The organism is Mycobacterium sp. NGS16 (assembly GCF_059813225.1).
Genome location: NZ_JCALEE010000011.1, coordinates 32,863 through 56,330, shown reverse-complemented (window position 1 = coordinate 56,330; position 23,468 = coordinate 32,863). Strand labels below are relative to the sequence as shown.

Annotated in this window: 18 protein-coding genes; 7 read left to right on the top strand and 11 right to left on the bottom strand. The window is 69.0% G+C overall.

Annotation, left to right across the window (positions count from 1 at the left end):
* Nucleotides 1–57: 57 nt before the first annotated feature.
* Together rpsA and coaE are read left to right on the top strand one after the other, a co-directional pair.
* Entirely contained in the window at nucleotides 58–1,497 is a 1,440-nt protein-coding gene (gene rpsA, locus AC5Y4Q_RS19410; RefSeq protein ID WP_064920279.1) for a 30S ribosomal protein S1, read from the top strand.
* Nucleotides 1,498–1,509: 12 nt separating this feature from the next.
* Complete coding sequence (gene coaE / locus AC5Y4Q_RS19405) at nucleotides 1,510–2,691, top strand: dephospho-CoA kinase (RefSeq protein WP_064920280.1); 1,182 nt, start codon at nucleotides 1,510–1,512, stop codon at nucleotides 2,689–2,691.
* Nucleotides 2,692–2,697: 6 nt separating this feature from the next.
* Here the strand turns inward: coaE and AC5Y4Q_RS19400 are convergent, their stop codons facing one another.
* Nucleotides 2,698–3,123 carry a hypothetical protein gene (locus AC5Y4Q_RS19400; RefSeq protein WP_064920299.1) on the bottom strand — a complete coding sequence of 142 codons (426 nt, stop codon included), beginning with the start codon at nucleotides 3,121–3,123 and terminating at the stop codon, nucleotides 2,698–2,700.
* Between the two features lie 59 nt (nucleotides 3,124–3,182).
* Nucleotides 3,183–3,722, bottom strand: a complete 540-nt coding sequence (locus tag AC5Y4Q_RS19395; RefSeq protein WP_064920281.1) for a ribonuclease FAU-1 family protein — start codon at nucleotides 3,720–3,722, stop codon at nucleotides 3,183–3,185.
* Nucleotides 3,723–3,767: 45 nt separating this feature from the next.
* Here AC5Y4Q_RS19395 and uvrB point away from each other — a divergent pair, with 45 nt between their 5' ends.
* Entirely contained in the window at nucleotides 3,768–5,939 is a 2,172-nt protein-coding gene (gene uvrB / locus AC5Y4Q_RS19390) for an excinuclease ABC subunit UvrB (protein ID WP_064920282.1), read from the top strand.
* A gap of 83 nt (nucleotides 5,940–6,022) precedes the next feature.
* Nucleotides 6,023–7,438, top strand: a complete 1,416-nt coding sequence (locus AC5Y4Q_RS19385; RefSeq protein ID WP_064920300.1) for an MFS transporter — start codon at nucleotides 6,023–6,025, stop codon at nucleotides 7,436–7,438.
* A 5-nt stretch (nucleotides 7,439–7,443) separates the two neighbouring features.
* Here AC5Y4Q_RS19385 and AC5Y4Q_RS19380 read toward each other — a convergent pair whose 3' ends face one another.
* The gene (locus tag AC5Y4Q_RS19380; protein ID WP_064920283.1) at nucleotides 7,444–8,913 is read right to left on the bottom strand and encodes a glycosyltransferase family 39 protein; all 1,470 of its coding nucleotides are present in this window, start codon (nucleotides 8,911–8,913) and stop codon (nucleotides 7,444–7,446) included.
* Between the two features lie 269 nt (nucleotides 8,914–9,182).
* Between AC5Y4Q_RS19380 and AC5Y4Q_RS19375 the strand changes: the two genes are divergently transcribed.
* Nucleotides 9,183–9,629, top strand: coding sequence for a universal stress protein (locus AC5Y4Q_RS19375; RefSeq protein ID WP_064920284.1), 447 nt, complete (start codon nucleotides 9,183–9,185; stop codon nucleotides 9,627–9,629).
* 2 nt (nucleotides 9,630–9,631) lie between these two features.
* Here the strand turns inward: AC5Y4Q_RS19375 and AC5Y4Q_RS19370 are convergent, their stop codons facing one another.
* Nucleotides 9,632–12,784 carry an ATP-binding protein gene (locus tag AC5Y4Q_RS19370; protein WP_064920285.1) on the bottom strand — a complete coding sequence of 1,051 codons (3,153 nt, stop codon included), beginning with the start codon at nucleotides 12,782–12,784 and terminating at the stop codon, nucleotides 9,632–9,634.
* An 80-nt stretch (nucleotides 12,785–12,864) separates the two neighbouring features.
* Complete coding sequence (locus AC5Y4Q_RS19365; protein WP_064920286.1) at nucleotides 12,865–13,551, bottom strand: MBL fold metallo-hydrolase; 687 nt, start codon at nucleotides 13,549–13,551, stop codon at nucleotides 12,865–12,867.
* A 57-nt stretch (nucleotides 13,552–13,608) separates the two neighbouring features.
* Here AC5Y4Q_RS19365 and uvrA point away from each other — a divergent pair, with 57 nt between their 5' ends.
* The gene (gene uvrA, locus AC5Y4Q_RS19360) at nucleotides 13,609–16,515 is read left to right on the top strand and encodes an excinuclease ABC subunit UvrA (protein ID WP_064920287.1); all 2,907 of its coding nucleotides are present in this window, start codon (nucleotides 13,609–13,611) and stop codon (nucleotides 16,513–16,515) included.
* Nucleotides 16,516–16,527: 12 nt separating this feature from the next.
* Here uvrA and AC5Y4Q_RS19355 read toward each other — a convergent pair whose 3' ends face one another.
* The 6 genes from AC5Y4Q_RS19355 to lysX are packed head-to-tail and all read right to left on the bottom strand — an operon-like array spanning nucleotide 16,528 to nucleotide 22,459.
* Nucleotides 16,528–16,962: a type II toxin-antitoxin system VapC family toxin gene (locus AC5Y4Q_RS19355; RefSeq protein WP_064920288.1), complete on the bottom strand. Its 435-nt coding sequence runs from the start codon at nucleotides 16,960–16,962 to the stop codon at nucleotides 16,528–16,530.
* Complete coding sequence (locus AC5Y4Q_RS19350) at nucleotides 16,959–17,201, bottom strand: ribbon-helix-helix protein, CopG family (RefSeq protein ID WP_064920289.1); 243 nt, start codon at nucleotides 17,199–17,201, stop codon at nucleotides 16,959–16,961. The genes AC5Y4Q_RS19355 and AC5Y4Q_RS19350 overlap by 4 nt, the downstream gene beginning before the upstream one ends.
* A gap of 26 nt (nucleotides 17,202–17,227) precedes the next feature.
* Nucleotides 17,228–18,403, bottom strand: coding sequence for a winged helix DNA-binding domain-containing protein (locus AC5Y4Q_RS19345; protein WP_064920290.1), 1,176 nt, complete (start codon nucleotides 18,401–18,403; stop codon nucleotides 17,228–17,230).
* A gap of 3 nt (nucleotides 18,404–18,406) precedes the next feature.
* Complete coding sequence (locus AC5Y4Q_RS19340) at nucleotides 18,407–18,646, bottom strand: hypothetical protein (RefSeq protein ID WP_064920291.1); 240 nt, start codon at nucleotides 18,644–18,646, stop codon at nucleotides 18,407–18,409.
* Between the two features lie 10 nt (nucleotides 18,647–18,656).
* Nucleotides 18,657–19,079: a DUF6653 family protein gene (locus AC5Y4Q_RS19335; RefSeq protein ID WP_064920292.1), complete on the bottom strand. Its 423-nt coding sequence runs from the start codon at nucleotides 19,077–19,079 to the stop codon at nucleotides 18,657–18,659.
* Between the two features lie 26 nt (nucleotides 19,080–19,105).
* Entirely contained in the window at nucleotides 19,106–22,459 is a 3,354-nt protein-coding gene (lysX, locus tag AC5Y4Q_RS19330) for a bifunctional lysylphosphatidylglycerol synthetase/lysine--tRNA ligase LysX (protein WP_064920293.1), read from the bottom strand.
* 377 nt (nucleotides 22,460–22,836) lie between these two features.
* Here lysX and infC point away from each other — a divergent pair, with 377 nt between their 5' ends.
* Nucleotides 22,837–23,454, top strand: a complete 618-nt coding sequence (gene infC, locus AC5Y4Q_RS19325) for a translation initiation factor IF-3 (RefSeq protein WP_499960085.1) — start codon at nucleotides 22,837–22,839, stop codon at nucleotides 23,452–23,454.
* The last annotated feature ends 14 nt before the right edge of the window (nucleotides 23,455–23,468 follow it).

Sequence of the window (23,468 nt, the reverse complement as noted above, 5' to 3'; positions counted from 1 at the left end):
ACTAGACCGTTACTACCCCGTCCCTACGACCACAACTTGTCCGGAGCAACCCAACACATGCCAAGTCCCACCGTCACCTCGCCGCAAGTAGCCGTCAACGACATCGGCTCGGCCGAGGATTTTCTCGCCGCCATCGACAAAACGATCAAGTACTTCAACGATGGCGACATCGTAGAGGGGACGATCGTCAAGGTTGACCGGGACGAGGTCCTGCTCGACATCGGCTACAAGACCGAAGGCGTCATCCCCAGCCGCGAGCTGTCCATCAAGCACGACGTCGACCCCCACGAGGTGGTGTCCGTCGGTGACGAGGTCGAGGCTCTGGTCCTGACCAAGGAGGACAAAGAGGGTCGGCTGATCCTGTCCAAGAAGCGCGCCCAGTACGAGCGCGCCTGGGGCACGATCGAAGAGCTCAAGGAGAAGGACGAGGCCGTCAAGGGCACCGTCATCGAGGTCGTCAAGGGCGGCCTGATCCTCGACATCGGGCTGCGCGGCTTCCTGCCCGCCTCGCTGGTGGAGATGCGCCGGGTCCGCGACCTGCAGCCCTACATCGGCCGCGAGATCGAAGCCAAGATCATCGAGCTGGACAAGAACCGCAACAACGTGGTGCTCTCCCGCCGCGCCTGGCTGGAGCAGACCCAGTCCGAGGTGCGCAGCGAGTTCCTCAACCAGCTGCAGAAGGGCGCCGTCCGCAAGGGTGTCGTCTCCTCGATCGTCAACTTCGGCGCGTTCGTCGACCTGGGCGGGGTGGACGGCCTGGTGCACGTCTCCGAGCTGTCCTGGAAGCACATCGACCACCCGTCCGAGGTGGTTCAGGTGGGCGACGAGGTCACCGTCGAGGTGCTCGACGTCGACATGGACCGCGAGCGGGTGTCGCTGAGCCTCAAGGCCACCCAGGAAGACCCGTGGCGGCACTTCGCCCGCACCCACGCCATCGGCCAGATCGTGCCGGGCAAGGTCACCAAGCTGGTGCCGTTCGGTGCGTTCGTCCGGGTCGAGGAGGGCATCGAGGGCCTGGTGCACATCTCCGAGCTGGCTGAGCAGCACGTCGAGGTGCCCGACCAGGTGGTCGCCGTCGGCGACGACGCCATGGTCAAGGTCATCGACATCGACCTGGACCGGCGCCGGATCTCGCTGAGCCTCAAGCAGGCCAACGAGGACTACACCGAGGAGTTCGACCCGTCGAAGTACGGCATGGCCGACAGCTACGACGAGCAGGGCAACTACATCTTCCCCGAGGGCTTCGACGCCGAGACCAACGAGTGGATCGAAGGCTTCGACAAGCAGCGGGCCGAATGGGAGGCCCGCTACGCCGAGGCCGAGCGCCGGCACAAGATGCACACCGCGCAGATCGAGAAGTTCGCCGCCGCCGAGCACGCCGAGCCGCGCTCCGGCGCCAACGGCTCGCACCGCGACGACGCGCCGGCCGGCGGTTCGCTGGCCAGCGACGAGCAGCTCGCCGCGCTGCGGGAGAAGCTCGCCGGTAACAGCGCCTAGTCACGCTGCCGGATGCTGCGTATCGGCCTGACCGGCGGTATCGGCGCCGGGAAGTCGACAGTTGCCGCCACATTCGCTGAATGTGGCGGCATCGTCGTCGACGGCGACGTCATCGCCCGTGAGGTGGTGGAACCCGGTACCGAGGGCCTGGCCGCCCTGGTGGAGGCCTTCGGGCCGGGCATCCTGCTGGAAGACGGGGCGCTGGACCGCCCCGCGCTGGCCGCGATCGCGTTCAGCGACGACGACAAACGCGCCACGCTCAACGGCATCGTGCACCCGCTGGTGGCGCGGCGGCGCAGCGAGCTGATCGCAATGGCGGGCGAGGACGCGATCATCGTCGAGGACATCCCGCTGCTGGTCGAGTCGCAGATGGCGCCGATGTTCCCGTTGGTGATCGTGGTGCACGCGGACATCGAGACCCGGGTCGCGCGACTTCTCCGGTACCGCGGCATGGCGGAGACCGACGCGCGGGCCCGGGTGGCCGCGCAGGCCACCGAGCCGCAGCGCCGCGCGGTCGCCGACGTCTGGTTGGACAACTCCGGAGACCCCGACGACCTGGCGGCGCAGGCACTGCGGCTGTGGCAGCAGCGCATTGTGCCGTTCGCGGACAACATCGCCGCCCGCCGTCCGGTGCCGTCGCCGACGACGCTGGTGCCGGCCGATTCGTCCTGGCCCGATCAAGCCCAGCGCATCCTGGCGCGGCTGCGGACCTGCTGCGGGCACCGGGCGATCCGGGTCGACCACATCGGGTCCACCGCGGTGCCGGGGCTGGACGCCAAGAACGTCATCGATGTTCAGGTCACGGTGGAATCGCTCGCCGTCGCCGACGAACTCGCCGAGGATCTGTTGGCCGCCGGCTACCCCCGGATCGAGTCGATCACCACCGATGTCGCTCACACCAGCGACTTGCCGTTGTGGGAGAAGCGGTTTCACGCCTCCGCCGATCCGGGACGGCCCACCAACGTCCACCTGCGGGTAGACGGCCGGCCCAATCAGCGGTTCGCTCTGCTGTTCCCGGCATGGTTGGCCGCCGACGCCGACGCACGCGCCGAGTACCTGGCGGTCAAGCGGGAGGCCGAACGTGCCGGCGCCGACGGTGGCATCGCGGCGTACGCCGATGCCAAGGAACCCTGGCTCGACGGCGCCTACCGGCGGGCGTGGGCATGGGCCGACGACACCGGATGGCGCCCGTAGGGCCGGTCAGGCCATGCTGCTGATCAGCGCGCCGCACAGCATCGCGCCGTTGCGCGGGTCGCTGCTGTCCTTCCAGGTGGAGACGAACCGGTCGCTCTTGACCGCGACGATGTCGTCCACGTGGATCTCGCAGTGCACGTTGGCCGACGACGGCCAGCGCAGCCGGATCACCATGCCCGCCTTGCTCGGATCGGACAACACCGCGTTGGCTTCGAACGGTGCCCCGAAGCCGTCGATGTCGCCGCTGGCGGTCTGGTAGTCGTTGAGCATGAAGGTGACGACGCTGCCTTGGGTCCAGGCGTCGACCCGCGCGATGTAGGTGACGTTGTGCAGCTCCTGGGACGCCGCCGCCGGCGCTGGGATCAGCTGACCGCACCCGAGCAGGGCCGCGGTGGTCGCTGTGGCGACACCGATTCGCAGGTTGGCGTTCATGTTCACGAGATTACCTAACTGTCCGGGCTCGCAGCCCGGCGTCGACGAGACTCGTGGGGCTAGTGGGATCCCGGCGGCGCGCCGGTGAGACCCTCGCTGACCGGCCAGGACACCGGCATGCCCTGGCCGGTCAGCCAGCGCTGCAGGTCATAGCCGTTGCGGGCCAGGCCGTCGACGGCGGCGAGGGACCGCAGCACCGCCCGTTCGGCGTCGTCCTGGCTGAGCAGGCCCTCGCGCACGGCGACCATCAGCTCGTCGACGTCGGTGACCGTGACGTCCTGCCCCGTGCGCAGCACCAGGTCCAGATAGTGGTCCCGGGAGCGCCACAGCGCCGGGCCGGGCGTGTAGTCGCCGACATCGAGGTAGAAGTCCTGGTCGCGTTCGTGGCCCGGGTTGAAGTGAAAGACGGTCGCGCGCAGCCCCAACGCAGGCAGCAGCCAGGACTCCAGGTAGTGGAACTGGGCCCGGCCCGGGGTGGGCCGGGCCAGGTAGAGACCCCACGGCTGCACGGTATAGACGTCGACGGCACGCACCACCCCCTTGGGGTCGGTGTTGGTGTATGCGACCAGGTCGAAGGTTTCGTGCTTCGGTGGGTGCACCGCTGACCGCCTCTCCTTGTCAGACACCCGGCTTACCCTGGGTTCGTGGCTTTTGCAACGGAACACCCGGTCGTCGCGCATTCGGAGTACCGGCCGCCTGCTGACGCTGTCGCAGGCATCGTCCGGGCCGGTGGCCGGTTCGACGTCGTCAGCGAGTATCAGCCGGCCGGTGACCAGCCGGCCGCCATCGCCGACCTGGAACGGCGCATCAAGGCGGGGGAGAAGGACGTGGTGCTGCTGGGCGCCACCGGCACCGGCAAGTCGGCCACCGCGGCCTGGCTGATCGAACGGTTGCAGCGGCCCACCCTGGTGATGGCGCCGAACAAGACGCTGGCCGCACAGCTCGCCAACGAGCTACGAGAGATGTTGCCGCACAACGCCGTCGAGTACTTCGTCTCCTACTACGACTACTACCAGCCGGAAGCGTACATCGCGCAGACCGACACCTATATCGAGAAGGACAGCTCCATCAACGACGACGTGGAGCGGCTGCGCCATTCGGCGACCTCGAGCCTGCTGTCCCGGCGCGACGTGGTGGTGGTGGCGTCGGTGTCGTGCATCTACGGCCTGGGCACCCCGCAGTCCTACCTGGATCGTTCCGTGGAGCTCCAGGTCGGTTCCGAGGTGCCGCGGGATGGACTGCTGCGGCTGCTGGTCGACGTGCAGTACACCCGCAACGACATGGCGTTCACCCGCGGCTCCTTCCGGGTGCGCGGCGACACCGTCGAGATCATCCCGTCCTATGAGGAGCTGGCCGTCCGTATCGAGTACTTCGGCGACGAGATCGAGGCACTGTATTACCTGCACCCGCTCACCGGGGACGTGGTCCGCAAGGTCGACTCGCTGCGGATCTTCCCGGCCACCCACTACGTGGCCGGCCCGGAACGGATGTCGCAGGCGATCTCCACCATCGAGGAGGAGCTGGCCGCCCGGCTCGACGAGCTGGAACAGCAGGGCAAGCTGCTGGAAGCCCAGCGGCTGCGGATGCGTACCAACTACGACATCGAGATGATGCGCCAGGTCGGGTTCTGCTCGGGCATCGAGAACTATTCGCGCCACATCGACGGCCGCGGCCCCGGCTCCCCGCCGGCCACCCTGCTGGATTACTTCCCCGAGGACTTTCTGCTCATCATCGACGAGTCGCACGTCACCGTCCCGCAGATCGGCGGCATGTATGAGGGCGACATGTCGCGCAAACGCAACCTGGTGGAGTTCGGGTTCCGGTTGCCGTCGGCCTGCGACAACCGGCCCCTGACCTGGGAGGAGTTCGCCGATCGGATCGGGCAGACGGTCTACATGTCGGCCACCCCGGGCCCGTACGAGCTCAGCCAGGCCGGCGGTGAGTTCGTGGAGCAGGTGATCCGCCCGACCGGCCTGGTGGACCCGAAGGTGGTGGTCAAGCCGACCAAGGGCCAGATCGACGACCTGATCGGGGAGATCCGGCAGCGCGCCGAGGCCGACGAGCGGGTGCTGGTCACCACCCTGACCAAGAAGATGGCCGAAGACCTCACCGACTACCTGCTGGAGACGGGAATCCGGGTGCGCTACCTGCACTCCGAGGTCGACACGCTGCGCCGGGTGGAGCTGCTGCGCCAGCTGCGGCTCGGCGATTACGACGTCCTGATCGGCATCAACCTGCTGCGGGAGGGCCTGGACCTGCCCGAGGTGTCGCTGGTATCGATCCTCGACGCCGACAAGGAAGGGTTCCTGCGCTCGACGCGCAGCCTGATCCAGACCATCGGCCGGGCGGCCCGCAACGTCTCCGGTGAAGTGCACATGTACGCCGACAAGATCACCGACTCGATGCAAGAGGCCATCGACGAGACCGAGCGGCGCCGGGCCAAGCAGATCGCCTATAACGAGGCCCACGGTATCGACCCGCAGCCGCTGCGCAAGAAGATCGCCGACATCCTCGACCAGGTGTATCGGGAAGCCGCCGACAGTGAGAATGTCGAGGTCGCGGGTTCGGGGCGCAATGCCTCCCGGGGGCGGCGCGCCCAGGGCGAGCCCGGCCGGGCCGTCAGCGCCGGGGTCTTCGAGGGCCGCGACACCACCGGCATGCCACGCGCCGAACTGGCCGACCTCATCAAAGACCTCACCGAACAGATGATGAACGCGGCGCGTGACCTGCAATTCGAGCTCGCCGCACGCATCCGCGACGAGATCGCCGACCTCAAGAAGGAGTTGCGGGGGATGGACGCGGCCGGGATCAAGTGACGCGCCAGCAAGCGGGGTGTTTTCGCGTGTCGTGATGATCCGTGATTGACTGCAATGCGGTGGTGGATCTGACTGACGCGGTGATGACCGACTCCGCGGTAAGCACTGGCAGCTGGCGTGAGCTGCTCGGAAAGCGGTACCTGGGCACCTCGGCCGTGCTGGCCGGGGGCGTGGCCCTCTACGCCACCAACGAGTTTCTGACGATCAGCCTGCTGCCCAGCACCGTCAAAGACATCGGCGGTGAGCGGTTCTACGCGTGGGTGACCACCTTGTACCTGGTCGGATCGGTGATCGCCGCCGCCGCGGCCAATGCGGTGCTGGTCCGCATCGGTTCCCGGTCGTCGTACCTGCTGGGACTGCTGGCGTTCGGCGCCGGAGGCGTGGTGTGCGCTATGGCGCCGCACATGGAGATTCTGCTGGTCGGGCGCACCCTGCAGGGCATGGGTGGTGGCCTGTTGGCCGGCCTGGGCTATGCGCTGATCAACGCCGTCCTACCGAGTTGGCTGTGGACCCGCGCGTCCGGGCTGGTATCGGCGATGTGGGGGGTCGGCACCCTGGTCGGGCCGGCAGCCGGCGGGCTGTTCGCCCAGTTCGGCCTCTGGCGCTGGGCGTTCGGCGTCATGGCGGCGCTGTCCGCGGTGATGGCCGCCGCGGTGAGCGTGGTGCTGGCGGCCGGGCGCGGCAGCCACCACGGCGAACCGATGAAGATCCCGGTGCGCTCGTTGCTGCTGCTCGGCGGTGCCGCGCTGGCGGTCAGCGTCGCGCAGCTGCCACACAGCCTGTTCGGCGCGGCCAGCCTGCTGATCGCGGGCGGCGTGCTGCTGGTGGTGTTCCTGGTCCTGGACCGGCGCTCCTCGGCGGCGGTCCTGCCGCCCAGCGCGTTCCACCCGGGGCGGGAGAAGTGGATCTACGTGACGCTGGGCCTGCTGATGGCCACCACGAAGGCCAACCTGTACATCCCGCTGCTGGGTCAGCGGCTGGCCCACCTGCCGCCGGTGATGGCCGGCTTCTTGGGCGCCGCCCTGTCGACCGGTTGGACGTTCAGCGAGATCGCCAGCGCCTCGGTCAGCAAGGTGCGGGTGGTCATCGGCCTGGTGATCAGCGCGCCGCTGGTGATGTCGGCCGGCCTGGCGGTGGTCGCGTTCACCCGGATGAACCACTACAACCCGACCGCGGTCGGTGCGATCTGGGCGATCGCCCTGCTGGTCGTCGGCATCGGCGTCGGCGCCGGCTGGCCGCACCTGTCGGCGTGGGCGATGAGCTGCGTCGACGACCCCGCCGAGGGCGGCACGGCCGCGGCCGCGATCAACACCATCGCGCTGATCGGCGGGGCGTTCGGCGCGGGATTCGCCGGCCTGGTGGTCAACACCGCGATCAGCACCGGCCTGCCGGCGGCCCGCTGGTTGTTCGCGACCTTCGCGGCCCTGGCCGCCCTGGGCTGCGTGGTGGCCTATCGGGCCAGCCGCGGTGCCGAGCCGCTGGTCGGCGCCACCTCCTGACGGGTTCACCGGGTGGATTTGATCACCTGGGCGAAGGTGAACTGCCAGCGTTCGACGACGTGGAAACCCAGCCGGTCCAGCACCTGACCGTCAGGGGTCCGGGCGAACCGGATGCCCATCGGCAGCATCGCAGCAACCTGGTGGGCCGGCAGCGCGTGATCGTGATCGGTGATCGTCCAGATCGCCGGGCAGCCGGCCAGCTGATCGGTCAGCGCCCATACCGCCAGGTGCCCGTCCCACAGCCGCCCCAGGGTTTGGCGGTGCGGCCCCCGGCCGGGATCGGTCAGCTTCGCGAACGCTTCGGGACGCGCGGCGGTCAGCGCCCGGATAGGGCCGGGCAACCACCGGGTGGTGTTGTCGATCAGCAGGCAGTCCCCGGGCGCGGCGTGCGCGTCGATCACGTCGGCGACCGCGCTGTAGTCCCAGCCTTTTTCTTTGGTGTACCGACCACGCTGGCCCACAACATAATTGGGTGCCGCGGCGATCGCCAGCAGTGCGACGACACCGATGACGGCGCGCCGTGACCCGGCGACGGTGGTGACCGCGACGGCCAAGACGATCGCCATCGCCGGCGCCGTGCAGATCAGATAGCGCGGGTAGTAGACGGGCTTCACCACCGCCGAATAGGCCAGGGTGGCCACCGTGGGGATGATCATCCAGGCGGCGCAGAGGATCAGCAGCCGGCGCACCTGGCCGCTGGGTGCCCGGCGGGCGCGCATCGCCACCGCGGCCGCGATCAGCAGCCATGCCCCGACCGCGAACGGCACGCTTTTGTCGAAGAACTGCTGCTGCACCACCTCGACGACGGTGTGCCGGTTCAGCGGCTCGATCCAGGCGACCTGCCAGATCTGCCGCTGACTGAACCACAGGAACGGGGCCAGAGCCGCCAGCGCGACGCCGGCCGCAGCGGCAAAGCGCCGCCTCGCCGAGCGTCCGCCTCCGCCCACCCGCAGCGCCACCGCATGCACCGCCACCAGGAGCACGGTGAAGGTGTTCAGCAGCGTCGACGCCACCACCGCCGCGCCGTAACCCACCCACAGCGCGCCGGTGTTGCGGCGGGCTGCGCTGACCCACAGCACCGTCAGCCACACCGCGGCCATCGCCGCAAACGCATACGGGCGGGCCTCGACACCCGCCCACGTCACCCGCGGCAGCACCGCATACAGCACCCCGGCGCACACCGATACCCGCCGGTCGGCGAACCGGCGAGCCAAGACCACCACTCCGGCGGCGCCCGCGCCGACCGCCAGACAACTCGGCACCCGCGCCCAGAATTCGGTGGCGGGCAGTACCGCGAACCAGCCGTGCATGACCAGGTAGTACAGGCCGTGCACCGCGTCGATGTGGCTCAGCAGGTGCCACAGCTCGGGCAGGGAACGATGCGTCGACGCCGAGATCGTCGCCGCCTCGTCGAACCACAGCGACGGCCGACCCGCCCCGATCCCGCTGATCACCGTCGCCAGCCCCCCGATCACCGCTGCATCCGGGGGTGTGCGCCGCCGGCGGAGCGGAGCCGCTGTCGTGGTCGCCGGGGCTCGGGTCAGTACCTGGCTCAACGGCGTGCCCTCTCGGCGGGGACCAGGGTGATGAATTTCCACGTTACCGTGATTTCGGGGCCGGTCGGGTCGGATGTGTGTGCAGCGACGCAGCCGACATGTGACGCCAATCGCCCCCATCGGGGCCGTCGACGCGTTAATGTCGCCATGGCTTAGAACACAGCAACTTTTCACCGGGAGGGTTACGGATGAGCGGCTACAAGACGGTGGTGGTCGGTACGGACGGCTCGGATTCGTCGCTGCGTGCCGTCGACCGCGCCGGTCACCTGGCGTCTGGGGAGGGCGCGAAGGTCGTCGTCGCCACCGCTTACCTGCCGCACGCCGACGACCCCCGGGCCACCGATGCTCTGAAGGACGAGAGCTACATCGCCTCGGGCAACGCCCCCATCTACGCCATCCTCAAGGAAGCCCGGGAGCGCGCTATCGCGGCCGGGGCCTACGAGGTGGAGGAGAAGGCCGTCGTCGGCGCTCCGGTGGACGCGCTGGTGGATCTGGCGGAGTCGGTCAAGGCCGACCTGCTGGTGGTCGGCAACGTAGGGCTGAGCACGATCGCCGGGCGGCTGCTCGGATCGGTGCCGGCCAATGTCTCGCGGCGCGCCAAGGTGGACGTGCTGATCGTGCACACCACCGGCTAGCGTCAGGGCATCGCTTCGGCCCAGGCGAGATGCCCTTCGTAGCCGAGTGTTTCGGCCATGTCGCGGCAGCGGTCACGAAAGCCGGCATAGGCGGCTGCGTCGCCGCGCGCCTGGGACAGCAGCGCCCGCAGCCGCAACAGCCAGACATCCCGAATCGCCAGGTTCTCTTCGGCGGGTGCGGTCGCCAGCAAGTCGATCGCGGCCTCGGCTTCGGCCATATCGGCGTCGGTGGGTCCGTCCAGCAGGGTCTCCACCAAAACGTTGGTCGCGTGAAAGCCCCAGCCCAGCAGCTGGCCCCTGCGGATCAGGTGGTCGGCGACGGTGCGGATGAGTGCCAGGGCATGCTCGCGGTCCCCGTGCCGAGCCCTTTCCCGGGCCAGGAAGACGAGGGTGATCGGGAACTCACCCACCTGGCCGACCTGGGTCAAGATCTGCTGTCCCCGCTCGCGCTCGGCGACGGTGGGGCGGTGTAACAGCGCAAAACCCAAGTTCTGCCGCGCCTTGGACAGGGTGTAGTCGTCACCCGAGCGTTCCGCGTGCGCGACGGCTTCCTCGATGGTGCGCACCGCTGCGTCGTCGGCGTTCAAGACGCCATAGGCGATCGCGGCCTGGTAGGTGAATGCCACCGCGACGACAAAGGACAGCGGGTCGGTGTCGCGAGCCATGGCGAGGGCGCGTTCCTGGTCGTCGCGCCACCCGGGGTGGCCCAGGCGCCACCGTGCGATGGAGCGCTCGGCCAGCACGACCGCCAGCGGAGAGCCGACCAGGAAATTGCCCATCGTGGGATCGCCATCGGCCAGGTCGATGACTCGTTGGGACCACTCCGCCACGTCATCCCAACCGTCCAACTCGGTCTTGGCGAAGATGGGCGCAAACGACAGTCCCACGGTCAGGGACGAGTCGTCGATGGAATCCAGCAGCGCCATCGTTTCCGAGGCCAGCTCGGAGGCCTCGTGGATCCGATCCTGGAACACGTAGCCGATCACCAGACCCGCCATGGCGATCGCCAAGGACGGCTTGTCGCCGCCGGCGTCGCACAGCTCGCGCAGTTCCTCGAACCGGGTCGGTATGTCGTTCAAGCCTGCGCGCCAAGCGATCCCGCACAGCATGGTGCGCGGGACGATCCGCATTGCGGTCCGGTTGGGATCGTCAGCGGGCAGCGTGTCGGCGATCTTCTGGGCGCGTTCCCAACTCATTCGTGCCGCGATGATGTCGCGGTTCAACGCCCACGTCGCGGCGCGCAGATGCCACCCGTAAGCGACATGTCCCTCTCCGGCGGCTTCCCAGTGCTCAGCGATCAGGGCGGCGTTCTGGTCAGCCGATGCGGGGTCCCGCGCTTCGATGGCCCTGGCAAGCCGTCGGTGCACCTCGGCGCGACCGGACTTCAGTTGTGCTTCATAGGCGACCACCCGGATCAGCGGATGCCCGAACGCGTAGTCGGCGTCCGGCGCCGGCGGGGACAGCGGTTCGATCAGTTCGGCGCTGATCAGTTCCTCGACGCACGGATCGACGCCCAGTTCGACCAACAGTTCGCCGCTGAAGCGGGTCCCGATGACCGCGGCCGCTGCCAGGGCCTGTTTGGCGCCCGTGCCGAGCCGGTCGATGCGCGCGGCCAGCGTCGCCTGCAGGGTGGCCGGCACATGGATCTCGGCCGCGGCGGTGCGGCATAGGTAGCTGCCGCGTTCACCGATCAGCACGCCGCGCTGCGCCAGCTCGCGGGTGATCTCCTCGGCGAAGAACGGGTTCCCGGCCGAGTGTTCGGTCATGATGGCGGCGACCTCGGTCACCGAGGGGTGCGTACCCACGAGGTCGGCCACCAACAGCGAGGTGTCCCGGTTGCTGAGCGGCTCGAGGGTCATGGTCTGCACGCCGGACACCTGCTGCAGCGTGCCGCGGTACTCGGGGCGGCAGGTGATCAGCGCCAGCGAGCAGGTGGCGGCGATCACCGTCAGAAAGTCCGCGAGCATGGATTCACTGACCTCGTCGATCCAGTGCACGTCCTCGACGACGAAGATCGCGGGATGGGTGCGGGCCAGCTGGGCGGTGTTGACCAGCGCGGTCAGCCGCCGCCGCCGGGCATCCGGGTCGATTTTCGGCAGCTCCACCCCGGGTTCCACGATGCCCAGGAGGTCATCGAGCAGCAGCATGTCTTCGGGGTCGGCATCGGGGACCCGAGCCCGCACGGTGGCCCGCATATTCGCGTCGTCGAGGCCACCGACCCGTGCCGCGGCGCCCAGCAGACCGGCGACCACGTGGAACGCGACATCGGTGGTGTGCGCTTCACAGAACGCGGAAAACACCTCGACGCCAACCTCTTTCGCGCACTGGATGATTTCGTCGACCAGTCGCGTCTTGCCGATCCCGGCCGAGCCGACGACGCACACCGCCGCCCCGTGCCCGTTGACCGCCTGGCTCAGCATCGCCTTGAGCGTGGCCAGTTCCGCATCGCGGCCGACCAGTACCGACTCCGCGGACCGGTCGCGCTGGCGGCGCGGGGACATGCTCAGCAGACGTCGCGCCGGGACGGCATCGGCAACACCTTTGACGCGCACCAGCTCCGGTTCCCCGAGCACCGACACCGCGGCCACCAGTTGCGCGGTCGCCGCGCTGAGCATCACCCCGCCCGGCGGCGCGGCGGCCTCCATCCGCTGCGCCATCCCCACCTGCTCACCGATCGCGGTGTAACCCAGCGCCCCGGAACCGAGGTCGCCGACGATCACCTCGCCGGAGTTGATCCCGACCCGCACCTGCAGGTCCACCCCGTCGCGGTGGCGCAGCTGCTCGGCCAGTCCGCGTGCCTGCTCTTGCATTACCAGGGCGGCGCGGCAGGCCCGCACCGCGTGGTCCTCCAAGGCCATCGGCGCCCCGAAGATCGCCATCAGACCGTCACCGGTGAACTTGTCGACCGTGCCGCCGAACCGCTGCACCACCGCCGCCGCCCGAGTCACCAGCTCGGTCATGATTTCGCGCAGCCGCTCGGTGCCCACCGCCGACGCGAGCTGCATCGACTGCACCACGTCGGCGAAGAGCACCGTCACCTGTTTGTACTCGGCGTGCTCGGTGGATGCCACGATCAGCGAACCGCAGCCATCGCAGAACCGCGCACCCTGGCGCGGCACGGTTCCGCACGTTGCACACGCCGGTATGGCCGTCACCCGACCCCTCCGCAGCCTCCGGCCCCCCGAAGGGCCTCAGTATAGGCGGCTTTTACCAGCTGACAAGGCGTTTTGCGGCGTCACCAACCCCGTTCACGCCACTCCGCCAGGTGCGGGCGCTCGGCGCCCAGCGTGGTGTCGTCGCCGTGGCCGGGATAGACGACGGTGTCGTCGCCGAACCGGTCGAACACCTTGCGGCTCACATCACCGAGCAGCCGCTCGAAATCCCCGGGCTGCCAGGTCTTGCCGACCCCGCCCGGGAACAGGCAATCTCCGGTGAACAACTGCGTCACCCCGCCGGTGGCCGCGCCGTTCAGGGCCAGCGCCACCGAGCCCTCGGTGTGGCCCTGCAGGTGGATCACGTCGAAACTCAGGTCACCGACCGTCACGGTGTCGCCGTCGGCCAGCAGCCGATCCGGGGTCACCGGCAGCGGCTCGGCGTCCAGGGCGTGCGCCGCCGTAGGCGCCCCGGTCGCCTCGGCGAGCGCTTCGAGGGCCTGCCAGTGGTCGAAGTGCTGGTGGCTGGTCACGATCAGCGCCACCTCCGGGGCGTGCTCGCGCACCAGCGCCACCAGGTTCTCGGCGTCGTTGGCCGCGTCGATCAGCAACGTCTTGCCGGTGTTCGCGCAGGTCACCAGGTAGGCGTTGTTGTCCATCGGACCCACCGACGTCTTGATGATCGAGGCCCCCGGCAGGGTGCGGCGCGCCGCGGTGCCGGGTTCGACGTGACCGGTGTAGCTGTCGTCAACCGAGATCGAAGGCGTCATATCCGCCACCGTACTGGCCCTGAGCTGGGTGTCGGTAGCGCCACCTAGCATGGACGGGTGGCTGACCGGCTGATCGTCAAGGGCGCGCGTGAACACAACCTGCGCAGTGTGGACCTCGACCTGCCGCGAGATGCGCTGATCGTGTTCACCGGCCTGTCCGGGTCAGGCAAATCCTCGCTGGCCTTCGACACGATCTTCGCCGAGGGCCAGCGCCGTTACGTCGAGTCGCTGTCGGCGTATGCCCGGCAGTTCCTGGGCCAGATGGACAAGCCCGACGTCGACTTCATCGAGGGCCTGTCGCCGGCGGTGTCGATCGACCAGAAGTCCACCAACCGCAACCCGCGTTCGACGGTGGGCACCATCACCGAGGTCTATGACTACCTGCGGCTGCTCTACGCCCGCGCCGGGACCCCGCACTGCCCGGTCTGCGGTGAGCGCATCGCCCGCCAGACCCCCCAGCAGATCGTCGATCAGGTGCTGGCGATGGATGAGGGCCTGCGGTTTCAGGTGCTGGCGCCGGTGGTGCGCACCCGCAAAGGCGAGTTCGCCGACCTGTTCGAGAAGCTGAACACCCAGGGCTACAGCCGGGTCCGGGTCGACGGCGTGGTGCATTCGCTCACCGATCCGCCCAAGCTCAAGAAGCAGGAGAAGCACGACGTCGACGTCGTGGTGGACCGGTTGACGGTCAAGGAGTCGGCCAAACAGCGGCTCACCGATTCCATCGAGACCGCGCTGGGCCTGGCCGACGGCATCGTGGTGCTGGAGTTCGTCGACCGCGATGACGACCACCCGCACCGGGAGCAGCGGTTCTCCGAGAAGCTGGCCTGCCCCAACGGCCACGCGCTGTCCGTCGACGACCTGGAGCCGCGGTCATTCTCGTTCAACTCGCCGTATGGGGCCTGCCCGGAATGCGCCGGGCTGGGCATCCGCAAGGAGGTCGACGCCGACCTGGTGGTGCCGGACCCGGACCGCACCCTGGCCGAGGGCGCGGTGGCGCCGTGGTCGATGGGCCCCACCAGCGAGTACTTCACCCGGATGATGTCGAGCCTGGGCGACGTGATGGGCTTCGATGTCGACACCCCGTGGCGCAAGCTGCCGGCCAAGGCCCGCAAGGCGATCCTGGAAGGCTCCGACGAACAGGTCCACGTGCGGTACCGCAACCGCTACGGCCGGACCCGCTCCTACTACACCGATTTCGAAGGTGTGATGGCGTTCTTGCAGCGCAAGATGGAGCAGACCGAGTCCGAGCAGATGAAGGAACGCTATGCCGGCTTCATGCGGGACGTGCCGTGCCCGGAGTGCGCCGGCACCCGGCTCAAGCCGGAGATCCTGGCGGTGACGTTGGCCGCCGGTGAGTACGGCAGCAAATCCATTGCGCAGGTCAGTGATCTGTCGATCGCGGATTGCTCGGACTTCCTCAACGCGCTCACCCTGGGCCCGCGGGAGCAGGCCATCGCCGGTCAGGTGCTCAAGGAGATCCAGTCCCGGCTGAGCTTTCTGCTCGACGTGGGGCTGGAGTACCTGACCCTGTCGCGGGCGGCCGGAACGCTCTCCGGCGGTGAGGCGCAACGCATCCGGCTGGCCACCCAGATCGGCTCGGGCCTGGTCGGGGTGCTCTACGTGCTCGACGAGCCGTCGATCGGGCTGCACCAGCGTGACAACCGTCGGCTGATCGAAACCCTGGTGCGGCTGCGCGACCTGGGCAACACCCTGATCGTGGTCGAGCACGACCTGGACACCATCGCCCACGCCGACTGGATCGTCGACATCGGACCGGCGGCAGGGGAGCACGGTGGGCGGATCGTGCACAGCGGGCCCTATGCCGACTTGCTGGCCAACCCCGACTCGATCACCGGTGCCTACCTGTCCGGCGCGAAAAGCATTGCGGTGCCGGAGGTTCGACGGAAGGTGGATGCCAAGCGCCAGCTCGGCGTAGTCGGTGCCCGCGAGCACAACCTGGCCGGCGTGGACGTGGCCTTCCCGCTCGGCGTGCTCACCGCGGTGACCGGGGTGTCCGGGTCGGGCAAGTCGACGCTGGTCAACGACATCCTGGCGGCGGTGCTGGCCAACAAGCTCAACGGCGCCCGGCTGGTGCCCGGCCGGCACACCCGCATCACCGGCCTGGACCACCTGGACAAGCTGGTGCGGGTGGATCAGTCGCCGATCGGGCGCACCCCGCGGTCCAACCCGGCCACCTACACCGGGGTGTTCGACAAGATCCGCACCCTGTTCGCCGCCACCACCGAGGCCAAGGTGCGCGGGTATCAACCGGGCCGGTTCTCGTTCAACGTCAAGGGCGGCCGCTGCGAAGCGTGCACCGGCGACGGCACCATCAAGATCGAGATGAACTTCCTGCCCGACGTGTACGTGCCCTGCGAGGTCTGCCACGGCGCCCGCTACAACCGGGAGACGCTGGAGGTGCACTACAAAGGCAAGACCATCGCCGAGGTGCTCGACATGTCGATCGAGGAAGCGTGTAGCTTCTTCGAGCCGATCACCGGCATCCACCGCTACCTGCGCACCCTGGTCGACGTCGGCCTGGGCTACGTGCGCCTCGGGCAGCCCGCGCCGACGCTGTCCGGCGGTGAGGCGCAGCGGGTGAAGCTGGCCTCGGAGCTGCAGAAGCGCTCCACCGGGCGAACCGTCTACATCCTCGACGAGCCCACCACCGGCCTGCACTTCGAGGACATCGCCAAGCTGCTGGGCGTCATCAACGGCCTTGTCGACAAAGGCAATACGGTGATCGTCATCGAGCACAACCTGGACGTGATCAAGACCGCGGACTGGATCATCGACATGGGCCCAGAAGGCGGGGCCGGCGGTGGGACGGTGGTGGCCACCGGCACACCCGAGGATGTGGTGGCGGTGCCGGAGAGCTACACCGGGAAGTTTCTTGCTGAAATCCTGGGGGCGCCGGCCAAACCGGCGAAAGCCACCAAGCGGCGGCGTAAGGCCAGCGCTTAGCGTGTGAACGCGTTACGCGTCGTCGGGCAACAGCCGAAATGCGGGAGCCCCGTTGAGGGGGACGATGGCCCGGAAATCGCGACGGTCCAGCGTAAGCACCGCGTTGGTCTCGTACTGTTGGGCCAATACGACGGTGACCGCGTCAGTAAGGTCGAGTTGCAAGGTTTCGTAACGGTTTTGAACAGCGCGAGCGGTTCGCAGCGTGCGAGCCGGAACGACGTCGACGGCGACGCGCCCGGTGCGCTCCTGGGTGAGTAGCCAATCGTTGATCGCCAGCGCCTCCCGCCTACCGACGCTCCGCGTGGTGACGTGTTCGATCTCGAGGAGAACCAAGGGGGAGATGACGGTCAGTGCAGCCTTGATCAGGGCCTGTCGTGCCGCGGCGTGCTCCGGGTCGTCCACGTTCAGGGCGGCCACCAGACCGGACGTGTCTCCCACGAGGATCATTCGGTAGTGCGCCCGGCAACCTCAGCGACCACCTGATGGATCTCGTCAACGGTCACCGGATGTCCGAAGCTCAGCGCGGGAATGTCCCAGTCTTCAGGCCAGCGACGGGCCCTCAAAGCAGCGAGGTGGAAGGCTTCGCGAAAGTACTCCGACTCCGGCCGTCCGTCTCGCGCGGCCGCCTCCTTGATCACGGCGAGATCGTCCTCATCGACCATCACCGTCGTCTTCTTCAGCGCCATATGGTTATGGTACCAGTGCCATAAGCTTAGCGCGGCGCCGCTTTGACCAGCGGCGACGGGAACCGCGGCGGCACCCGCACCCCGCCCAGCCACTCGGTGAGCCGCTTTGCGCGCTTCTCCAGCGCCTGGCGTGCCGGGCGGCCGGGGTCCTCCAGCAGCTGCAATTGCACCTGGGCGGCGGCATTCTGATACCAGCCGCCCACGATCCGCCCGTTCCACCACACCGTGGGCCCGGCGTTGCCGTTGTTGTCGAAGAGCTGCCCGCGGTGCTCGCCGAGGTACCAGTCGCGGTGATACCAGCCCATCGTGGTGACGTCGAGCCCGGGCAGCAGCGCACCCCACGGCGCGGGTTCCGGCTCGGGCTCCAGATCATCGGGCAGTGCATATCCGGGTGTGCCGTGCAGGTCGACGTCGACGGCGCCGATGTCGCTCAACGCCTTTCGGACCGCGGTTTTGGTGGTGCCGAACCACCACTTGATGTCGTCGGCGGTGGCCGGACCGAACGCCCGCAGCCAGGTGCGCAGCAGCTGCGCCTGCGCCACCTCGGCGGCCAGCGGGTCACCCGGCTCGCCGAGCCAGTCCATGGCGGTCGTCCACCGCGGCCGCGACGACGTCCAGGCACCGTCGTTGGGCCCGCGCACGATGTCACCCTGGACCCCGAGCACGGTCAGCGCCCGCGGCGCCAGATGCGTTTGGCCGCCATAGGACTTACCCGGCGCCGGATCGTAGGTTCCGGCCAGTTCCGGCAGGGCAGCGCGCAGTTCGGTGCTGCGGGTCGGGCCGTGTTCGCCGAGGTGAGCCAGCACCGCCGCACCGGCCCGGTCGAGCCAGCGTTCGCCGTCGGCCGCCACGCCGGCTTTGGCGACATCGGCGATGAGCCGGCGTCGCTCGGTGGCGGCCACCCGGTCACTGGCGGCGGCCTGCACCGCGGGCAGATCGGCGGGATCGATCACCCACAGGGTGCGGCGCATCGCCAGATGCTTGACCAGGGAACGCTTTTCATACAGCGCACTGTCCAGGTCGGCGACGGCGAACGGTGCCACCCGGGCCCACAGCGACAGATAGGGGGTGGCGGGGTCGGTGGCGTGCAGGCCGATCAGCGCGGCCGCCACCTGCGTTATCGGCTCGGTCGCGGCTTCGGCGGCCAGGAAGTGCCGGCGCGCCAAACGGTTTCGCCGCTCGGCGATGGTGAAGCTGCGCACCGGTCAGTGCTCACCCTCATGCATCGACGTCCGGATCTGCTCCAGTCGCTCGGCGGCCGCGCGCTGCAGGTCCTGGTACTGCTTCTCGACGCTGCGGCCCTCGGGCGTCTCCGAATCCAGTTCCTGCGCGCCGTTCGAGGTCTGATACCGGTTTTCGATCTTCTCGCGCACCGATTCGAAGGTCGGCACGCCGGCCTCGTCGAATCCGGGGTCGGGCTGCGGGCCGCTCGGATCGTCACCCATGCTCGACACGTTACCGGCGGCGGTCGAAGTAGCGGACCATCAACGCCCAGTAGCCCATGGTCAGCGTCATCGCCACCGCCGTCGCGATCACGGCGGGCAGCAACCGCCGGCGGCGGGCGCTCACCAGGGCGGCGACGGTCGCGGTGCTGCCGGCCAGATTCAGCAGCAGGGCGGCGTCGCGGGGCCGGTCGGTGATCCACTGCTCCTCGCCGAGCATCGCGCGGGTCGACCAGGCCGACGTCCCGGCCGGTTCACCGAAGATCACCGGGTTCAGCGCGAACCACACCGAGATCCACGCCGCATCCCGCCAGGAGCGCCGCCACACCGGCAGCAGGATCAGCGGCATCGTCGCCCAGCGGCTCCAGGCGCTGAGCGGGTTGGCGTGTCGGGCGAAGACCGCGCGGCGAAGACGGGCGAAGGTCGCGGTGGTCACCCCTCCATGATGGACCGTGCGCCCGCTCAGCGCGGTTTGGCCAGCGGGAACGGCAGCGTGTCGCGAATGCTGTGGCCGGTGATGAGCATGACGACCCGGTCGACGCCCATGCCCAGGCCGCCGGTCGGGGCCATCGCATACTCCATGGCCTGCAGGAAGTCCTCGTCGAGCTCCATCGCCTCGACGTCGCCGCCGGCGGCCAGCAGCGACTGCTGGTGCAGTCGGCGGCGCTGTTCCACCGGGTCGGTGAGCTCGCTGTAGGCGGTGCCCAGCTCGACTCCCCAGGCCACCAGGTCCCAGCGCTCGGCCACCCCGGGCTTGCAGCGGTGCGGCCGGGTTAGCGGCGACACCGAGGTGGGGAAGTCGGTGTAGAACGTGGGCCGCTCGGTGCGGGCCTCCACCAGCTGCTCGTAGAGTTCGAGCACCACTGCGCCGGCATCCCACTGTCGCAGGAAGTGCACGCCCGCGCGGTCGCACAACCGGCGCAAGGAGCCCAGATCGGTGTCGGCGTCGATCTGCTCTCCGAGAGCCTCCGAGACCGCGTCGTGCACGGTGCGCACCGGCCACTGCCCGGAGATGTCCACGGCGTCCAGCCGGCCGTCGGCGCCGGGCCGCATCACCACCGGTGCGCCGTTGGCCGCCACCGCGGCGTTCTGGATCAGCTCGCGGGCCCCGTCGATCCAGGTGAGGTAGTCGGCGTGAGCCTGGTAGGCCTCCAGCAGGGTGAACTCCGGGTTGTGGCTGAAGTCGACGCCTTCGTTACGAAACGCCCGCCCCAGCTCGAAGACCCGCTCCACGCCGCCGACGCACAGCCGCTTGAGGTAGAGCTCGGGGGCGATCCGCAGGTACAGGTCGAGGTCGTAGGCGTTGATGTGGGTGACGAACGGCCGCGCGTTGGCCCCGCCGTGCAGCTGCTGCAGAATCGGGGTCTCGACCTCCAGGAATCCCTTGGCGAACAAGGTGTTCCGCAGCGAGTGCAGCACCTTGCTGCGGGCCGCGATGAGCTCGCGCGCTCGCGTGTTGATCGCCAGATCCACATAGCGGGACCGCACCCGGGCCTCGGGATCGGTCAGCCCCTTCCACTTGTCGGGCAGCGGACGCAGGCACTTGCCCACCAGCCGCCAGTGCCGCACCAGCAGCGACGGGGTCCCGTTGCGGCTGTTGCCCATCCGGCCGGTCGCCTCGATCAGGTCGCCCAGATCGACGCCGGCGCTGAAGTCCGCGGCGCGGGCCTGGCCGGCCTCGGCCAGCACCGCGTTGTCCAGCAGCAACTGCACTTCACCCGACCAGTCGCGTAACTCGGCGAACAGCACGCCGCCGTAGTCGCGCATCCGCAGCACCCGCCCGGCCACCGAGACGGTTTCGTCGGCGCCGCTCTGCAACGCCTGCGCGACGGTGTGACTGGGCGGGGAGCCCACCGGATAGGCGTCAACACCGTTGTCCTGCAACGATTTCAGCTTGGCCATCCGGACCCGAACCTGTTCGGGAAGCCGGGGGAGCGCCGCGGCGGGTTCGGGCACCGCGGCGGTCCCGGTGGTCTCGGCGTCGGGGGCGGTGCCGTCGGCGTGCAGCCGCCCGCTGGCGGCCACCGCCGCCGGTACCGAGGAGTGGTGTCCGGTGTGCTGTTCGTTGCGCCGGGAGAACGGCAGCACCAGAAAGCCCTCGGCGATCACCGACGCGACACCGACCCGGGGGATCAGCCGGGCGTCCTCGTAGCAGGCGTACCGCGGCACCCACTGCGGCTGGTACTTCATGTTCGAGCGGTACAGCGTCTCCAATTGCCACCAGCGGGAGAAGAACATCAGCAGCCGACGCCACGCCCGCAGCACCGGGCCGGCACCCAGCTGGGCGCCCTGTTCGAATGCCGCCCGGAACATCGCGAAGTTCAACGAGATGCGGCTCACGCCGATGGTATTGGCCTGCAGTGCCAGCTCGCTGACCATCAACTCGATGGTGCCGTTGGGGGAATGCGGTGAGCGGCGCATCAGATCCAGCGAGACCCCGCTGCGCCCCCACGGCACCAGTGACAGCATCGCCACCACTTCGCCGCTTTGTGGGCCGGGTCGAGGGTCGCCGCGCACCGCCTCGACCAGCAGGCAGTCGGCATCGGCGGGGTCGCCGAGGCGGCCCAGCGCCATCGAGAAGCCGCGCTCGGATTCGGTGTCGCGCCAGGCGTCGGCGCGTTCGATCACCCGGGCCATCTCCTCGGCGCCGATGTCCCCGTGCCGGCGCATCCGGACCGTCAGCCCGGACCGGCGGGCCCGGGTCACCGCCTGACGCACCCCGCGCATATCCGGTCCGGACAGCTTGAACTCCGCGGTCCGCAGGATCGCCTCGTCGCCGAGCTCCAGGGCGCTCAGGCCGGCGTCCCGGAAGGCCTGGGCGCCGGCGAAACTGGCGCCCATGACGCCGGGCGCCCAGCCGTATTCCTGACAGATGTGCAGCCAGGCGGCGATGGCCTGCGGCCAGGCCCGCGGGTCGCCGACCGGGTCGCCGCTGGCCAGGCAGACCCCCACCTCGACCCGGTAGGTAATGGCGGCGCGGCCGTTGGGGGCGAACACCACCGACTTGTCGCGGCGGGTGGCGAAGTAGCCCAGCGAATCGTTCTGGCCGAACTGCTCGAGCAGCCCGCGGATCGCCGACTCGTCCTGGCCGGTCAGCGCGTTGTCGGCGCGTTGGGACAGGAACAGCACGATGGCCGCGATGATCAGGGCCAGCGCCCCGAGCAGCCCGCACAGCGCCTTGAGCCCGAAATCGGGCTTGCCGGGGAAGAAGTCCGGTTCCAGCAGGGCGAAGCCGACCACCCGGTTCACCACATACGGCAGCCGCCAGGGCCGCTCGACGGTTCCGGGGAACACCTCGATGAGCCCCCAGCACAGCAGGATGGCCACCGTCCAGCCGGCCGCCAGGGTGGCGGCGGACTTGAGCAGGGCGCCGCGGCGGACTTTGGCCCAGAACTCACCGCGGGCCAGCACCAGCACCACTAAAGCGGCGGCGTGCAGGGCCAGACCGGCAACGCCGCTGACGACCTGCAGCCGGTCGCTGCCGCCCGACACCAGCCGGCTGAGATTCCAGCCCCCGGCGACCAGCAGGTTGGCGATCAGCAGCCACCAGGCGATGCGTTTGCGGGCACTGAGCGCTGCGGCCAACAGGCCCAGCACGAACGCCCAGGCCAGGCTGGTGTCGGGGAAGTTGAACAGGTACTTGTCGACGAACTCGCGGGGCACCCGGATGACCCAGCGGATCACCGGGGACATGCTCGCCACCAGCGACAAGGTGGCGGCGGTGCCCACGGCCCAAGCGGCGGCCGCCGGAACCCAGTGGAACCGCGAGGAAGAACGCCGGCGCAAGCCCGGCTTGGATGGCCCAGTCAGCGTCATAGCCCGCGAGAATAAGCAGTCAAACCTGGAAAATAGTGTGAGGCCCGGCCTTGGGTGCAACGGCTGGGCTAGTGGAATGCGCAACTGCTGCTAGACTGTGTGCCGCGACCGTCCCGGCGTACGCCAGGACTGCAAGTGGAGTTCCCTCCCACCACTCGCCGAGGAGCGATCCGTCAGGCGCAGTGGTCCGGTCGCAGGCGGTGCGAACCGCCTGCTCTGCGCACCCGCGCAGGTGGCCCGATGGCATCGGGTCGCGATCGGTCGGTATCGGGCCCTGCTTCGTGCAGGGCCTTTTTGCTGGTGGGTGGTTTCTTCCGCCGCTGCGTCCGGACGACCACGGCGGCCGGCGCGACCGAAAGACTACCCAGGGAGGTCCCATCAGCACTGAGATCCGCGTCAACGAGCGCATTCGCGTACCTGAGGTCCGTTTGATCGGCCCGGGAGGGGAGCAGGTAGGCATCGTGCGCATCGAAGATGCGCTTCGCGTCGCCGCGGATGCCGATCTCGACCTTGTCGAAGTAGCCCCGACCGCCAAACCGCCGGTTTGCAAGATCATGGACTACGGCAAGTACAAGTACGAGGCGGCCCAGAAGGAGCGCGAGTCTCGCAAGAACCAGCAGCAGACCGTCGTCAAGGAACAGAAGCTGCGCCCCAAGATCGACGACCACGACTACGCGACGAAGAAGGGCCATGTGGTCCGCTTCCTCGAAGCCGGGGCCAAGGTCAAGGTGACGATCATGTTCCGCGGACGCGAGCAGTCCCGGCCGGAGCTGGGCTACCGCCTGCTGCAGCGGCTGGGCGCCGACGTCGCCGAATACGGCTTCGTCGAGACCTCCGCCAAGCAGGACGGGCGCAACATGACGATGGTGCTGGCACCGCACCGCGGCGCGAAAACCCGGGCCAAGGCGGCCGAGCAGGCCGGCGCCGGCGCGGTTCCGCCCGCACCCACCCCGGAGACCCCGGCGGACGCGGCCGAGCCCAAACCCGACAACTGATCCCGACACCAGAA